This is a genomic window from Streptomyces xylophagus (assembly GCF_000716435.1).
Lineage (GTDB): Bacteria > Actinomycetota > Actinomycetes > Streptomycetales > Streptomycetaceae > Streptomyces > Streptomyces xylophagus.
Map to the genome: position 1 here is coordinate 158,756 of NZ_JNWO01000021.1, position 14,106 is coordinate 172,861.

The window sequence follows — 14,106 nt, forward strand, 5'->3', positions numbered from 1 at the left end:
CTCAACTCCCGGCCGCCGTCGCCGTGATGCTCGTAGCAGCGGAACGGCGGGCGCACCGCCGGACCGGCCGACAGGAACCAACGGGGGAAACACCATGCTGTCAACGAAGCGACGCCTGACCGGCGTTGTCCTGGGCTCCCTGCTCGCGCTCGGCGGCACGGCGGCCGTGCCGGCCGCGGCGCAGACACCCGCCCGGGCCGCGTGCGGTATCTCGGTCAACGAGCCGCACATCTACCAGCGTTGGAGCGCGCTCGGCGGAGCCTCCGGCTGGCTGGGCTGCCCGACCAGTGGCACCAGGGACGTGTACCTGAACGGCGCCTACGCCGGGAAGCGCCAGTACTTCACCTACGGCACCGCCACCTGGTCGCCGCGCCAGGGCTCGAACATGGTCGTCGCCGCGTGGGAGGACCGCGGCTACGCCTACTTCAACTGGGGTAGCACGGCCCCGTACAGCTACGACTCGTTCCTGGTCCGCTGGACGAGCGCGTCCGACCCCGGGGGCACCCAGCGGGAGTTCGGCGGCGGCACGTCCGGCCGGATCCGGGTGCTGGTGCGGAACACCGGCGCCTACGTCTTCAATGTCGAGGGCTGCGACATCGGCACCTTCGGCCACACCTGCCGCCAGGGCTGGACGCTGAAGGCGAGCACGCCCAACTGACCATCACCTCGGGGGAAATGGGGCTGGAGGGGAGTGCATGCCCCTCCAGCCCCTTCGCCGCGCTACAGGTACTTCTTCAACTCCCGGCGGGCCAGCGACCGTTGGTGCACCTCGTCCGGGCCGTCGGCGAGCATCAGGGTGCGGGCGCTCGCGTACAGCTCGGCCAGCGGGAAGTCCTGGCTCACGCCGCCCGCGCCGTGCAGCTGGATCGCCCGGTCGAGGATGCCGACGACCGTACGAGGCGTGGCGATCTTGATGGCCTGGATCTCCGCGTGGGCACCCTTGTTGCCGACGGTGTCCATCATCCAGGCCGTCTTCAGGACCAGCAGCCGCAGTTGCTCGACGGCGACCCGCGCGTCCGCGATCCAGTTGTGGACGACGCCCTGTTGGGCCAGCGCCTTGCCGAACGCGACGCGGGACACGGCCCGTTGGCACATCAGCTCGATCGCCCGCTCGGCCATGCCGATCAGCCGCATGCAGTGGTGGATACGGCCCGGACCGAGCCGCGCCTGGGCGATGGCGAAGCCGCCGCCCTCCTCGCCGACCAGGTTCGTCACGGGCACCCGCGCGTGGTCGAAGACGACCTCGGCGTGGCCGCCGTGCGAGTGGTCCTCGTAGCCGAAGACCTGCATCGCCCGCTTGACCGTGACGCCGGGGGTATCGCGGGGGACAAGGATCATGGACTGTTGGCGGCGGATGTCGGCGCCGTCGGGGTCGGTCTTGCCCATCACGATGAAGATCTTGCAATCGGGGTTCATCGCCCCGGAGATGTACCACTTGCGCCCGGTGATGACGTAGTCGTCGCCGTCCCGCTCGATGAGCGTGGTGATGTTGGTGGCGTCCGAGGAAGCCACCTCCGGCTCGGTCATCGCGAACGCCGAGCGGATCTCACCGGCGAGCAGCGGCTCCAGCCACTGCTTCTTCTGCTGCTCGTCGCCGAACTGGTACAACACCTCCATGTTGCCGGTGTCCGGCGCCGCGCAGTTCAGCGCGGTGGGCGCCAAGTGCGGGGAACGGCCGGTGATTTCGGCGAGGGGCGCGTACTGGAGGTTGGTCAGCCCGCCGCCGTACTCGGCGTCCGGCAGGAAGAGGTTCCACAGGCCCTGCCTGCGGGCCTCCGCCTTCAACTCCCCGACGACGGCGGGGGTGTCCCAGGGCGAGGCGAGCTGTGCGCGCTGCTCCTCGGCGACCGTCTCGGCCGGATAGACGTACTCGTCCATGAAGGCCAGGAGCTTGGCGCGCAGTTCCTCGGTGTGTGCGTCGAACGCGAAGTCCATGGTGGATCAGCCTTCCTGAAGGGTGGTCAGGCCGTGCTCGATGAAGACGGGAACCAGCTCGCCGATGCGGTCGAAGCCGCGGCCGACCGTCTGGCCCAGGGTGTAGCGGTAGTGGATGCCCTCCAGGATCACGGCGAGCTTGAACCACGCGAACGCCGTGTACCAGGCGACCGACGACACATCGCGCCCCGAGCGCGCGGCGTACCGCTCGATCAGCTCGGCCGGTGCCGGGTGCCCGGGGGCCGAAGCGGTGGTGGAAATGGGGGAGTTGGGCAGCTCCAGCGGGATGCTGTACATCACCAGCAGACCCAGGTCGGTGAGCGGATCGCCGAGCGTGGACATCTCCCAGTCGAGGATGGCCTTGATCTTGTCGTCCTCGCCGATGAGCACGTTGTCGAGGCGGTAGTCGCCGTGCACGACCGCCGGTGCGGGGGAGTCGGGGAGGCGGTGGCCGAGGGCCGCGTGCAACTCCTCGACCCCAGCCAGCTCGCGGTTGCGGGAGGCGTCCAACTGCTTGCCCCAGCGCCGGAGTTGGCGATCCAGGAAGCCTTCAGGTCGGCCGAAGTCGGCGAGGCCCACCTCGGCGGGGTCCACCGCGTGCAACTCGACCAGGGTGTCGACCAGTTCGAGCACCGCGCCCCGGGTGCGCTCCGGGCCCAGCGGGACCAGTTCGCCGGCGGTGCGGTACGGCGTGCCCTCCACGAACTCCATGACGTAGAACGGAGCCCCGAGCACCTCGTCGTCCTCGCACAGCAACACGGGCCTCGGCACCGGCACGTTCGTCGGGTGCAGGGCGCTGATCACCCGGTGCTCGCGCTTCATGTCGTGCGCGGTGGCCAGCACATGGCCGAGCGGGGGCCGCCGTACGACCCACTTCGCGGAGCCGTCGGTGACCGCGTAGGTGAGGTTCGACCGTCCGCCCTCGATCAGCCGGCCGGACAGCGTGCCGCTCACCAGACCGGGCCGCTCACGGTCGAGCAGACCGCGCAGCCGGTCGAGATCGAGTCCGGGCGGGTGGTCGGGGCTCATACATCACTCCTACGAACGGATGAACACGTCTCGACCCATCATGCCGACCGGTCGGTATGTCGTCCAGTAGGGGAGCGAAACGTGACCGGGGCCACCATAAGCCGACAGCTCCCCGCGCCGGGCGACGGGGAGCTGTGCGTCAGTGGTTCCGGGCCATGGCCGGGTCGGCTCAGTGGTCGTCCCAGTGACCGTCGTGCAGGGCGTGCCGGTGGCCGTCGTGCACATAGTCGACGTGATCGCCGTGCAGCACGCTCGCGTGCCCGCAGTCCTGGCCGTGCTGGTGCGCGTGCTCCTGATGCGCGACATGCCCGCCCGGCTCGCACTCGTCCCAGTGGCCCCCGTGCTCGCGGTGCAGATGCCCGTCGTGCGCGTAGTCGACATGGTCGCCGTGCGGCACGGTGGCGTGCCCGCAGTCCGGGCCGTGTGTGTGGGCGTGGGAGGAGTGCTCCAGGTGAAGGGTGGTCATCGTGCTCACCTTCGGAAGTGCGGGAGTTGACGTCGGACAGGGTGCCACGAGCACCGCCCATATCCGGTCATTCCGCCTGCGTGGCGCCGGGGTCGGTGCCTCAGTACACGAGCACCGCCGCACACACCGCCACGGCCACCGTGCACAGCACCGCCGTGGTGGCGTGCCGCGGTGCCAGAGCCGGCGGCACCCCCTCGGCCGTGAGGGTGCGGATGCGGAGGTGGGCGACGGCCAGGAAACCCAGCCACAGCGCGCAGCACAGGGCACAGACGACGACACCCTGGACATGGACACCGCCGTGCAGGGAGGCCTTCATGGCCAGGACGGCGGCGACCGTGCTCGACAGGGTCGTACGGCGCCAGGCCAGCCGGGTCCGCTCGGGTTGGAGACCCGGGTCGCGGTTCTGGGCCGGGTCCGTGGCCGCGCCTCGCTCCGCACCTCGATCCGCGCCCGGACTCACCCCGCCCATCCCGCGATCACGACCACGACCATCGCCACGGCCACGATCGCCACGGCGATGCTGAGCAGCGCCGGGAAGCGCGACACCGGCAGGTCCTCGCCCCGCCGCATCGCCCGTTCGCAGCGCACCCAGTGGTTGACCGCGCGCAGGGAGCACAGGACGCCCGCCGCGAGCAGCGCGAGGGCCAGGCCCGCCCGCCAGGCCCAGCGCAGATGTGGCAGGAACTGGTCCACCGCGAAACCCCCGCCGATCAGCGCGAGCGCGGTGCGCAGCCAGGCCAGGAAGGTGCGTTCGTTGGCGAGGGAGAAGCGGTAGTCGGGGGTACGGCCCTCCTCGCTGATCTCCTGGGGCGCGAACCACAGCTGGACGTTCCGTACAAAATCGATCACGGGCAGGACCCTATCCGGCTGTTTCTTCCCAGTACGCCTTGAGTCTGTCGTACGCCGCCAACCCGTCCGGCACCCACTCCCACTCGCCCAGCCGCCGCTCGATCTCCCCCTCGTCCAGGAAGTCGTGCCAGGCGACCTCCTCGACCTGCGGGCTGACCGGAAGCTCGCAGCGGACCTCGTACACCGCCGACCACCAGGTCTGCCCGGCACCGTCGTCGTACAGGAACTTGAAGAGGAATCCGGGGCACGGCAGACCGGAGACGCCCAGTTCCTCCTCGGCCTCGCGCAGGGCCGCGTCGTCGTAGGACTCGCCCGCGCCGACCACCCCGCCGACGAACATGTCGTAGAGGGAGGGGAAGACGAGCTTCGTGGGGGTGCGGCGGTGGACGAAGACGCGACCCCGCGCGTCACGGGCCCGGACGAAGACCGCGCGGTGGCGCAGGCCCTGCGCGTAGGCCTCGCCGCGTGGGGACTGGCCGATGACTTGGTCGTTCTCGTCGACGATGTCGAGGATTTCGTCAGCTGGGTTCATGACCCCATCCAACATGCCCCCATCCGGACAGGGGCCCGGCGGTCAGCGCGGCTGGAGGTCCAGTGCCGGCTTCGGCCTCGTCGTGCCGCGCGGCATCGCGGGGTGCATGCCGAGGAGCAGGATGCCCACGACGATCCCGGCGAGGCCCACCGCCTCCCAGGCCAGCGCGCCGGTGTCCGCGCGCAACCGGTCGCCCAGGAAGCCCACTCCGCAGATGATCCCGGCCAGCGGCTGGGCCGCGGTGAGGGCGGGCAGGGACATGCGCAGGGGAGCGGTCTCGAACGCGCTCTGCACGAGGACCAGGCCGGTCACACCGAGCGCGAGCACGCCGTACGGCTGCCAGCCCGTGACCAGTTCGGTGAGGCCGCCCTCGGTGAAGCGCTGGCCGCTGACCCGGGTGAGCGCGTCCTGCACGCCGTAGAGAAGGCCGGCGGCCAGGGCCAGCAGGACCGGGCCCGCGCTGAGCCGGGAGCGTTTGGCGTACGTCGTGAGGAGGAGGGCCAGGCCCACCATGGCGCCGATGATCAGCCAGTGGCGGAAGGGGTCCGTGACCGCCGTACCGCTGCGCGGCTCGCCCGCGACGATGAAGGTCGTGACGCCACCCGCGAGGAGTGCGAGGCCCGCCCAGCCCTGACGGCCCAGGGGCTGTCGGGTCTGCTTGCGGGAGAGGGCGAGGGCGAAGAGCAGGTTCGTCGCGAGGAGTGGTTCCACGAGGGAGACCTCGCCGCGGCTGAGCGCTATCGCGCCGAGCACCATGCCCGCGACCATCAGGCCGATGCCGCCGAGCCAGCGCGGCACCCTCATCAGGTCGAGGAGCAGCCGCGGCGAGAGGAAGTCGTTCAGAGGTGCCCGCTGGGCCGCGTTCTGCTGGAGCACGAACCCGAAGCCGAGGCAACAGGCCGCGCTCACGGCGAGCGTCAGAACCAGAACCGACACGCTGCGTACCTCGATCGTCAGGCCGGGTTACGGGATGCGTTTGGGCGACTGTAGCGCCCCAGGGCCCGGCGTGCCCCTGGGAGTACCCGGAACCGGGCAGTCGACTCGGTCACGATGCTCTGACGACCCGGTGGCGATCGGAGGCTGCGGCGGGACCGTGCTCCCATGGTCCGCCGCCGCGCGCCCGAGCGCCATGGCCTACGCCACATCGGTGACCCGCGAACGCCGGGGAGCCTACCGTCCCGAGGAGTGGATTCAGCCACTTCAGCCACAAGTGCCGCATACACAAGGGAAGTTGACACGCGTAACACCAGTGCGGCACTTGACGTGAAGTATTGGTGGAGGGTTTGCTGTGCGTGATCGGCCGATAGCGCGCCGATGTCCCGCAGCGTCGCGTGAGGATCGTGAGGAATTCCCGGGTGTCCCCACCCCCGCCACCCCTCGGACGCCGTCACAAGCGTGCGTCCCAGGCCTTCGACGCCGCGCTCGACGACGACCAACTCGTCGCCGCACGGGCCGCGTTGGCCCAGGGTCGCTGGCAGGCGGCGCGCGGACTGCTCGCCCAGACGGGCGACGAGTGGGACCTCCGCGCCCACCGGGTCACCGTCCTCGCCCTGGAGTCCTACACCGCCGCCTGGGCCCGCGACTGGCTGCTCGCCGAACCCGAGTCCGGGGACGCCTCCGTGCTGCTCGCCGTGGCCCTCGTCCAGCGCGCGCTGGCGGGCAAGGAGAAACCGGCCCGCGCCCGCGAGGCCTGCCGTGCGGCGTCGACACGCCTGCCCGACGATCCGACGCCGTGGCTCGGAATGCTCCTCCTGGAGCACAGCCTCGGTACCGACGAGGGTGTGGTCCAGCTCTTCGACGAGGTCCGCCACCGGCACGCCGACCATCACCACGCCCACCATCTGATGGTGGCCCGACTGGCCGAGCGCCGGGCCACCGCCGGCCTCGACCCGCTGCACGAGGTCTACGACTTCGCCTACTGGGCCGCCGAACAGGCGCCCGCCGACTCCCCGCTCGCGATCCTGCCGGTCATCGCGCACGCCGAGCGCTACCGCGTGCTGGCCGCCGCCGGCCTGGAACCCGCCGACCCGGCCGCCTCCGGGCACTGGTCCGGACGCCGGGCCCGGCAGGTCATGAAGGCCGCCTTCGACTGGTGGCTTGAGTGGGAGCACGAAGGTCATCCGCGCCGCCTGGTCGACCTCAACTTCCTTGCCCACGCGAAGTGTTGCGAGGGCCGGAGCGCAGAGGCGGCCGCTCTGTTCCACCGCATCGGGGAGCACCCGACCCCGGCCCCGTGGTCCTACCCGGACCGCGACCCGCTCACCGCCTTCCGAGCCGCACGCGACACCGCGCTCGGTACGTCGTAACGCCCCCGTACCAACGACCCCGTAGCGATGTGACGCAAGCGATATGACGCACGCGATGTAACGCAGTCGTAGCAACGAACCTGTAGCGACGAAACGCAACCGTAGCAACGCCCCCGTAGCGACCCCGAAAGGACGTTCCCGCCATGACGACGGGCAGTTCCAGCACGAGCAGCGCCACCGCGGACGGCGGCGGCAGCGGCATCAGCACGTTCAGAGGACAGGAGCGCGCCCTGCGCGCCGACCGCCTCGGCACCGGAGGCCTGCTGCTCTCCGTGCTCGCGGCGACCGCACCCCTCATGGTGGTCGCAGGTGTCATGCCCACCACATTCGCGGTGATGGGCATCGAAGGGCAGCCGCTTCTCTTCGTCCTCCTCGGCATCGTCCTGGTCCTCTTCAGCGTGGGCTACGCGGAGATGAGCAGACACGTCCACAACGCGGGCGCCTTCTACGCGTACATCTCGCGCGGCCTCGGCGGCACCGCCGGCGCGAGCGCGGCCCTGGTGGCGCTCGTCGCCTACAACGCCCTCCAGGTCGGCATCTACGGCATCTTCGGCTTCGAGGTCTCCGGACTGTTCTCCACCTACGCCGACCTCCAAGTCGCCTGGTGGATACCGGCGTTGGCGGCAATCCTCGTCGTCGGCGCGCTCGGCTGGCTGAAGATCGACGTCAACGCGCGCGTGCTTGGCGTCCTGCTGGTCGTCGAGGTCGCGCTCGTCGTCGTCTTCGACATCGCGGCCGTCGCCGACCCGGCCAAGGAGGGCCTGTCCCTGCACGCCTTCAACCCGGACACCCTCAGCGGCGCCGGCGTCGGCACCGCCCTGTGCTTCTGCATCGCCGCCTTCCTCGGCTTCGAACAGGCCCCGGTCTACGCCGAGGAGACCAGCCGCCCGCACATCCTGGTGCCGCGCGTGATGTTCCTCGCGGTCAGCGGTGTCGCCGTCTTCTTCGCCGTCAGCTGCTGGGCGCTCACCGTCGCGACGGGACCCTCCCAGATCATCGGCGTCTCCCAGAAGCAGAGCGCCGGCCTGCTCTTCTACCTCACCGACTCCCGCCTCGGCGGCACCTTCACCGACGTGCTCCACGTCCTGTTCGTCACCGGCATGTTCGCGGCCATGCTCAGCTTCCACAACGTCGTCGCCCGCTACGCCTTCGCCATGGGCCGCGAGGGTCTGCTGCCGTCCGCCTTCGGCCGTACGACCACCGCGAGCGGCGCCCCCGGCACCGGCTCGCTGCTCCAGACCGCCGTGTCCGCCGTGATCGTGATCGCCTTCGCGGTCGCCGACGACAAGCCCACCGGCGACCCCACCGAACCCGTCCTGCACCTCTTCACCTGGTTCGGCAACATCGGCGCCCTCGGCGTGATCCTGCTGATGGCCGCGGCCTCCCTCTCGGTGATCGTGTTCTTCGCCCGCCGCGGTTCCGCCCGCGCCCAGGCCTGGCGGCTGGTCACCTCCGCGCTGTCCGGCATCGCCCTCATCGTCATCGCCGTCTACACGGTCAAGGACTTCGACGTCCTGGTCGGCGCGGGCCCCGGCTCGTCCCTGAGCTGGATCCTGCCCGGCATCGTGGTCCTCGCCCTGCTCGTCGGCCTGGCCCAGGGCCTGATCCTGCGCGCCCGCAACCCCGAGGCGCATGCCCGGATCGGGCTCGGCAACGAGGCGTTCCAGCTGGACAAGGCGGCGACGGAGACGCCGTAGAACCTTGAGGTCGAACCTGTCGTCGAGCTGTCGCTTCTGAGAAGCACGTAAGAAGTGGTTACGGAAGTCTGACGGGCACCCGCGATCCCTGGCCGCGCCGGGGTCGCGGGTGTTCGAATGAGTGCGTGAACCCTGAACAACCCGAGCCCGAGGTTGCGGAGAAGGCGGAGGGCAGGCCGCTCGGCCGCCGTGTCCTCCTCGGCACCCTCGGCCTGGGCGCCCTCGGCGTCGTGACCGCGCCCGTTCTGCAAAAGGGCATGGAGGGTGTCCTCGGTGCCCTGTCCGGCAAGGACCCCACCGGGCTGACGGGACTGCTCCCGAACGGCGGCGGCTTCCGCTACTACTCCGTCACCGCGTCCGTGCCGCACAAGAACGCCGCGAACTACCGGCTGACCATCGACGGCCTGGTCGACAAACCGACGTCCTACACGCTGGCCGACCTGCGCGCCCTGCCGCAGACCCGGCTGGTCAAGGACGTCCAGTGCGTCACCGGCTGGCGGGTCCCGGGGACTCCCTTTGAGGGGGTACGACTGTCCCGGCTGCTGGACGCCGCGGGAGTGCGCGCCAAGGCCGGGGCGGTCCGCTTCACCTGCTTCGACGGCGCCTACACCGAGAGCCTCACCCTCGACCAGGCCCGGCGCTCCGACATCCTGGTCGCGCTGCGCATGCAGGACAAGCCCCTGGGCCACGACCACGGCGGCCCGGTCCGCCTGTACGTGGCCCCCATGTACTTCTACAAGTCCGCGAAGTGGCTCTCCGGCATCACGGTCACCGAGCATGTGAAGCCCGGCTACTGGGAAGACCGGGGCTACGACGTCGACGCCTGGGTCGGCAAGTCGAACGGACGCGACGATGACCCTACGAGCTGAAGCCCAGCCCCCGCAGACGGAGCCGTCGGCCCGAGTCCGCCGCTTCGGCCGCACCGAGCGCTGGGTGCACCGGACCACGGCCGCGCTGATGGGCATCTGCGTCTTCACCGCGGCCTGCCTGTACATCCCGCAGTTCGCCGAACTCGTCGGCCGCCGTGAACTCGTCGTCCGCGTCCACGAGTTGTCAGGAGTCGTGCTTCCCGTCCCCGTCCTGATCGGCCTCTTCTTCCGAGGCTTCCGCGTCAACCTCGGCTTCCTCAACCGCTTCGGCCCGCACGACCGCGTCTGGCTGCGCGGCGCCCTGATGCGCGACAAACGCCGCTCGGCGCGCCCAGCGGGCAAGTTCAACGCCGGCCAGAAGGTCTACGCCAACTGGATCGCCGGCGCCACCCTGGTGATGCTCGGCACGGGCCTGATGATGTGGTTCACCCACCTCACCCCGATCATGTGGCGCACCAGCGCGACCTTCGTCCACGACTGGCTCGCCCTGACGATCGGCATCGTCCTGGGCGGCCACATCGGCATGGCGTTGGGCGATCCGGAGGCGCGGGCGGGATTGCGTACGGGGTCGGTGAGCAGGGAGTGGGCGAAGCGGGAACACCCGCTGTGGAAGCCGTAATTGCGTTGCTCAGCTACCGAAGTCCAGCAGTACCTTGCACGACCGGCTCCGGTCGGCCGCCAGCGCGAACGCCGACTCCGCCTCCCGGACCGGCACCACCGCACTGACCAGAGCGTCGAACGCGGGCTCCACAGCGAGGAGTTGGAGCGCGTCGTTGAACTCCTCGTCGAAACGGAAGGCGCCCCGCAGCTCGATCTCCCGGCTGACGACCAGGTTCCCCGCGAAGGGACTCTGCCCCGGCGGCAGCATCCCGAGCTGTACGACCACCCCGCCCCGCCGCACGAGCCGCAGACAGGTGTCGAGCCCGGCGGCCACCCCGGACGCCTCGATGGCCACGTCCACTTCGGACGGCCACCCGGAATCGTCCGGATCATCGGCCCGTACGACGGTGTCGGCGCCGGCCGCCGTGGCGTAACTCAGGGCCGCCGGAAGCAGATCGGTGACCGTCACGTGTGCCGCGCCGGCCGCCTTCGCCGCCGCGACGACCAGGCAGCCGATCGGGCCCGCGCCGGTGACCAGCACATGGCGTCCGGTCACGTCACCGGCCCGTCGTACGGCGTGCAGCGCGACGGAGAGCGGTTCGGCGAGGGCGGCCCGACGCAGCTCCAGGCCCGCCGGGATCGCCCTCAACTGGTCTGCGGGGACGACGACTTGGGCCGCGAATCCGCCCTGTACGTGCGGGAAGCGGGCCGCGCTGCCGAGGTACCGGGTGTCGCGGCACACGTTGCGACGGCCGGCCGCGCACTCGGGACACACCCCGCACGGAGTGGCCGGGTGCACCGCAACTGCCGTACCGGCGACGGGACCTGTGGCCCCGGGGCCGTAGGACACGACCGTGCCGACCACCTCGTGGCCGAGCAGCATCGGTTCCTTGAGGCGGAAGTCGCCGACGCCGCCGTGGCGCCAGTAGTGGAGGTCGGAGCCGCAGACGCCGCCGTAGCGGACGGCGACCAGGGCCTGGCCGGGGCCGGGCTCCGGGACCGTCAACTCGTCGACCCGCAGGTCGTCCTGACCATGAATCACACAACCCAGCATGTCTGGACTCCCGTTCTCTACAGCACGCTCGTCATGCCGCCGTCGACGTACAGCACCTGTCCGCTCACGAAGTCCGCGGCGGGCGACGCCAGGAACAGCACCCCGCCGACCAGGTCGTCCGTGGTGCCCCAGCGGCCGGCCGGGGTCCGCTTGCGCACCCAGGCGCTGAACTCCTCGTCGTCGACGAGGGGTTGGGTCAGTTCCGTCTCGATGTAGCCCGGGCCCAGACCGTTGACCTGCACCCCGCTCGGACCCCAGTCCGCGCACATGCCCTTGGTGAGCATCTTCAGGGCGCCCTTGGTGGCCGCGTAGGGCGCGATGCCGGGGCGGACCACCTCGCTCTGCAGCGAGCAGATGTTGATGATCTTCCCGTGGCCGCGTTCCGTCATCCGGCGAGCCGTCTCGCGGCCGACCAGGAACGCGCTGGTGAGGTTGGTGTCGATGATGCGGTGCCAGTCGGAGTCGGTGAACTCCAGGAGCGGGGCGCGCAGTTGCATGCCCGCGTTGTTGACGAGGATGTCCAGCGGGCCGACCCGTTCCTCAACATCCGCTATCCCGGCGGCGACTGACGGACCGTCGGTCACGTCGAAGGCCGCCGTGTGGACGTCGCCGGACAACTCGGCGGCGGCCTTGGTGAGCCGTTCGCCGTCCCGTCCGTTCAGGACGACCGTGCAACCGGCCTCCAACAGGCCCCGGGCGAGGGCGAGTCCGATGCCCCGGCTCGAACCGGTGACCAGGGCCGTACGGCCACTGATGTCGAAGAGAGGATGACTCATTCCCGTACCCCTAGATGATCAGCGAGAGGAGGAGTACCAGTCCGCCGGCGACCACCGAGATGATCGTCTCCATGACGGACCAGGTCTTGAGGGTCTGGCCGACGCTGAGGCCGAAGTACTCCTTCACCAGCCAGAACCCGGCGTCGTTGACATGGCTGAAGAAGAGCGAGCCCGCACCGATCGCCAGCACGAGCAGGGCGGTGTGGGTGCTCGACATGTCGGCGGCCAGTGGGGCGACCAGACCGGCCGCCGAGATCGTGGCCACCGTCGCCGAACCGGTCGCGAGCCGGATCGCCACCGCGATCAGCCAGGCCAGCAGCAGCGCCGGGATCGACCAGTCCTTGGAGATGTCCAGGATCATCTGGCCGACACCGGAGTCGATCAGCGTCTGCTTGAAACCGCCGCCCGCGCCGACGATGAGAAGGATGCCCGCGATCGGCATCAGCCCCTTCTCGACGGTCGAGGACAGCCGCTCCTTGGTGAAGCCGGCCGGGCGGCCCAGCGTGAACATGCCGACGATGACAGCCGCGAGCAGCGCGATCAGCGGGGAGCCGATGACGTCGAAGACACGCTGCACGGTGTGTTCCGGGTCGTCGACGATGATGTCGACCAGTGCCTTGGAGAGCATCAGCACGACCGGCAGCAGGATCGTGGAGAGGGTCGCGCCGAAGCTCGGACGGTTCTCCAGCTCCTCGGACGGGCGGGCAGGGGTCATCCGCTCAGGGGCCTGGACGTCCACCCAGCGGACCGCGACCTTCGAGAACAGCGGACCGGCGATGATGACGGTGGGGATGGCGACCAGGACGCCCAGCGCGAGGGTCAACCCGAGGTTGGCCTTGACCGCGTCGACGGCGACCAGCGGCCCGGGGTGCGGCGGAATGAGGCCGTGCATGACGGACAGACCGGCCAGCGCCGGGATACCGATCCGCATCAGCGAGTAGTTGCCGCGCTTGGCGACCATCAGCACGACCGGGATCAGCAGCACGATGCCGACCTCGAAGAACAACGGCAGCCCGATCACCGAGGCGATCAGCACCATCGCCCACGGCATCGACCGGGGGCTCGCCTTCGCGAGGATCGTGTCGACGATCTGGTCGGCGCCGCCGGAGTCGGCGAGCAGTTTGCCGAGGATCGCGCCCAGCGCGATCAGCACACCCACACCGGCGACGGTCGAACCGAGCCCGGTGGTGAAGCTGGTGATGGCCTTGTCCAGCGGCGCCCCGGCGAACGCGCCGAGCGCGAGCGAGCCGATGGTCAGCGCCAGGAAGGCGTGCATCTTGAACTTGGTGATGAGCAGGACGATGACGGCGATGCCCGCCAGTACGGCGATGCCCAGCTGAGCGTGTCCGGCCGAGGTGATGGGCTCGACGGGGTCCGCTGCCAGCATCTCGACGCTGAGTCTGGTCACGGTGGATTCCTTGCGGATACGGGGGAGTGGGTATGGCTACAGGTGTCGGACGAGTGTCAGACGGTCGGCTCGGGAACCTGCTCCAGCGCGGCCATCGCCCGCTCGGCGATCTGCTCCGGGCTGCCGCTGACGTCCACGGCGACTCCGGCCTCGTCGGCCTCCAGCGGTTGCAGCGTGGCGAACTGCGAGTCGAGCAGCGCGGTCGGCATGAAGTGCCCGTGCCGGTGCGCCATCCGGTCCTCGATGAGCGCGCGGTCGCCGGTCAGATGGACGAAGACGACACCGGGTGCCGCCGCCCGCAGCCGGTCACGGTACGACCGCTTCAGCGCCGAGCTGCTGACGACCCCGCCGAGCCCCGCGCGCCCGTGCGCCCAGGAGCCGATGGCGTCCAGCCAGGGCCACCGGTCCTCGTCCGTCAGCGGGTGCCCGGCCGACATCTTGGCGATGTTGGCCTGCGGGTGGAAGTCGTCGCCCTCGGCGTACGGCACGCCGAGCCGGGCCGCGAGCAGGGGACCGATGGTGGTCTTCCCGGTGCCCGCTACGCCCATGACCACGACGACATGGGGGGTACGCATCGCTGCCTCA

Annotated in this window: 16 protein-coding genes; 5 read left to right on the top strand and 11 right to left on the bottom strand. The window is 70.3% G+C overall.

Translation table 11 applies throughout. The features are described from left to right. Positions 1 to 94 precede the first annotated feature (94 nt). Positions 95 to 658: an LGFP repeat-containing protein gene (locus OO70_RS37030; protein WP_043681499.1), complete on the top strand. Its 564-nt coding sequence runs from the start codon at positions 95 to 97 to the stop codon at positions 656 to 658. 62 nt (positions 659 to 720) lie between these two features. Here the strand turns inward: OO70_RS37030 and OO70_RS37035 are convergent, their stop codons facing one another. From OO70_RS37035 to OO70_RS37065, 7 genes are all read right to left on the bottom strand, one after another. Continuing rightward, positions 721 to 1,935: an acyl-CoA dehydrogenase family protein gene (locus OO70_RS37035; RefSeq protein WP_043681502.1), complete on the bottom strand. Its 1,215-nt coding sequence runs from the start codon at positions 1,933 to 1,935 to the stop codon at positions 721 to 723. A gap of 6 nt (positions 1,936 to 1,941) precedes the next feature. Then, positions 1,942 to 2,964, bottom strand: coding sequence for a phosphotransferase family protein (locus OO70_RS37040; RefSeq protein WP_043681505.1), 1,023 nt, complete (start codon positions 2,962 to 2,964; stop codon positions 1,942 to 1,944). A 169-nt stretch (positions 2,965 to 3,133) separates the two neighbouring features. After that, entirely contained in the window at positions 3,134 to 3,430 is a 297-nt protein-coding gene (locus tag OO70_RS37045) for a hypothetical protein (RefSeq protein ID WP_043681508.1), read from the bottom strand. A 100-nt stretch (positions 3,431 to 3,530) separates the two neighbouring features. Continuing rightward, entirely contained in the window at positions 3,531 to 3,899 is a 369-nt protein-coding gene (locus tag OO70_RS37050; protein WP_078651706.1) for a DUF202 domain-containing protein, read from the bottom strand. After that, positions 3,887 to 4,279, bottom strand: a complete 393-nt coding sequence (locus OO70_RS37055) for a YidH family protein (RefSeq protein WP_043681511.1) — start codon at positions 4,277 to 4,279, stop codon at positions 3,887 to 3,889. Before OO70_RS37055 ends, OO70_RS37050 begins: the two co-directional genes overlap by 13 nt. 10 nt (positions 4,280 to 4,289) lie before the next feature. After that, positions 4,290 to 4,811, bottom strand: coding sequence for an NUDIX hydrolase (locus tag OO70_RS37060; RefSeq protein ID WP_043681513.1), 522 nt, complete (start codon positions 4,809 to 4,811; stop codon positions 4,290 to 4,292). 42 nt (positions 4,812 to 4,853) lie between these two features. Then, complete coding sequence (locus OO70_RS37065) at positions 4,854 to 5,747, bottom strand: DMT family transporter (RefSeq protein ID WP_043681516.1); 894 nt, start codon at positions 5,745 to 5,747, stop codon at positions 4,854 to 4,856. Between the two features lie 419 nt (positions 5,748 to 6,166). Here OO70_RS37065 and OO70_RS37070 point away from each other — a divergent pair, with 419 nt between their 5' ends. The 4 genes from OO70_RS37070 to OO70_RS37085 all read left to right on the top strand — a co-directional run bounded on the left by OO70_RS37070 (position 6,167) and on the right by OO70_RS37085 (position 10,302). Beyond that, on the top strand, positions 6,167 to 7,117 hold the full coding sequence (locus tag OO70_RS37070) for a hypothetical protein (protein WP_043681519.1): 951 nt from the start codon (positions 6,167 to 6,169) through the stop codon (positions 7,115 to 7,117). 143 nt (positions 7,118 to 7,260) lie between these two features. After that, positions 7,261 to 8,814 (top strand): APC family permease, encoded by a 1,554-nt coding sequence (locus tag OO70_RS37075; protein WP_043681522.1) that lies wholly within the window; start codon positions 7,261 to 7,263, stop codon positions 8,812 to 8,814. A 125-nt stretch (positions 8,815 to 8,939) separates the two neighbouring features. Beyond that, positions 8,940 to 9,683: a molybdopterin-dependent oxidoreductase gene (locus OO70_RS37080; protein WP_043681525.1), complete on the top strand. Its 744-nt coding sequence runs from the start codon at positions 8,940 to 8,942 to the stop codon at positions 9,681 to 9,683. Further along, on the top strand, positions 9,667 to 10,302 hold the full coding sequence (locus OO70_RS37085) for a cytochrome b/b6 domain-containing protein (protein WP_043681527.1): 636 nt from the start codon (positions 9,667 to 9,669) through the stop codon (positions 10,300 to 10,302). The genes OO70_RS37080 and OO70_RS37085 overlap by 17 nt, the downstream gene beginning before the upstream one ends. 9 nt (positions 10,303 to 10,311) lie before the next feature. Here OO70_RS37085 and OO70_RS37090 read toward each other — a convergent pair whose 3' ends face one another. Genes OO70_RS37090 through OO70_RS37105 form a run of 4 tightly spaced genes read right to left on the bottom strand, consistent with a single transcriptional unit; the run spans position 10,312 to position 14,096 of the window. After that, the gene (locus OO70_RS37090; RefSeq protein ID WP_043681530.1) at positions 10,312 to 11,337 is read right to left on the bottom strand and encodes an L-idonate 5-dehydrogenase; all 1,026 of its coding nucleotides are present in this window, start codon (positions 11,335 to 11,337) and stop codon (positions 10,312 to 10,314) included. A gap of 17 nt (positions 11,338 to 11,354) precedes the next feature. Further along, positions 11,355 to 12,113, bottom strand: a complete 759-nt coding sequence (locus OO70_RS37095) for a glucose 1-dehydrogenase (RefSeq protein ID WP_043681533.1) — start codon at positions 12,111 to 12,113, stop codon at positions 11,355 to 11,357. 10 nt (positions 12,114 to 12,123) lie between these two features. Next, entirely contained in the window at positions 12,124 to 13,521 is a 1,398-nt protein-coding gene (locus tag OO70_RS37100) for a GntT/GntP/DsdX family permease (protein WP_043681536.1), read from the bottom strand. 56 nt (positions 13,522 to 13,577) lie between these two features. Beyond that, a complete protein-coding gene (locus OO70_RS37105) occupies positions 13,578 to 14,096 on the bottom strand; it encodes a gluconokinase (RefSeq protein ID WP_043681539.1) in 519 nt (172 codons plus the stop codon). Positions 14,097 to 14,106: the final 10 nt, after the last annotated feature.

Bases quoted from the DNA above. Each gene is read 5' to 3' on its own strand.
- OO70_RS37035 (WP_043681502.1), bottom strand. From the start codon at position 1,935: ATGGACTTCGCGTTCGACGCACACACCGAGGAACTGCGCGCCAAGCTC.
- OO70_RS37085 (WP_043681527.1), top strand. From the start codon at position 9,667: ATGACCCTACGAGCTGAAGCCCAGCCCCCGCAGACGGAGCCGTCGGCC.
- OO70_RS37090 (WP_043681530.1), bottom strand. From the start codon at position 11,337: ATGCTGGGTTGTGTGATTCATGGTCAGGACGACCTGCGGGTCGACGAG.
- OO70_RS37075 (WP_043681522.1), top strand. From the start codon at position 7,261: ATGACGACGGGCAGTTCCAGCACGAGCAGCGCCACCGCGGACGGCGGC.
- OO70_RS37050 (WP_078651706.1), bottom strand. From the start codon at position 3,899: ATGGGCGGGGTGAGTCCGGGCGCGGATCGAGGTGCGGAGCGAGGCGCG.
- OO70_RS37040 (WP_043681505.1), bottom strand. From the start codon at position 2,964: ATGAGCCCCGACCACCCGCCCGGACTCGATCTCGACCGGCTGCGCGGT.
- OO70_RS37060 (WP_043681513.1), bottom strand. From the start codon at position 4,811: ATGAACCCAGCTGACGAAATCCTCGACATCGTCGACGAGAACGACCAA.
- OO70_RS37095 (WP_043681533.1), bottom strand. From the start codon at position 12,113: ATGAGTCATCCTCTCTTCGACATCAGTGGCCGTACGGCCCTGGTCACC.
- OO70_RS37045 (WP_043681508.1), bottom strand. From the start codon at position 3,430: ATGACCACCCTTCACCTGGAGCACTCCTCCCACGCCCACACACACGGC.
- OO70_RS37105 (WP_043681539.1), bottom strand. From the start codon at position 14,096: ATGCGTACCCCCCATGTCGTCGTGGTCATGGGCGTAGCGGGCACCGGG.
- OO70_RS37030 (WP_043681499.1), top strand. From the start codon at position 95: ATGCTGTCAACGAAGCGACGCCTGACCGGCGTTGTCCTGGGCTCCCTG.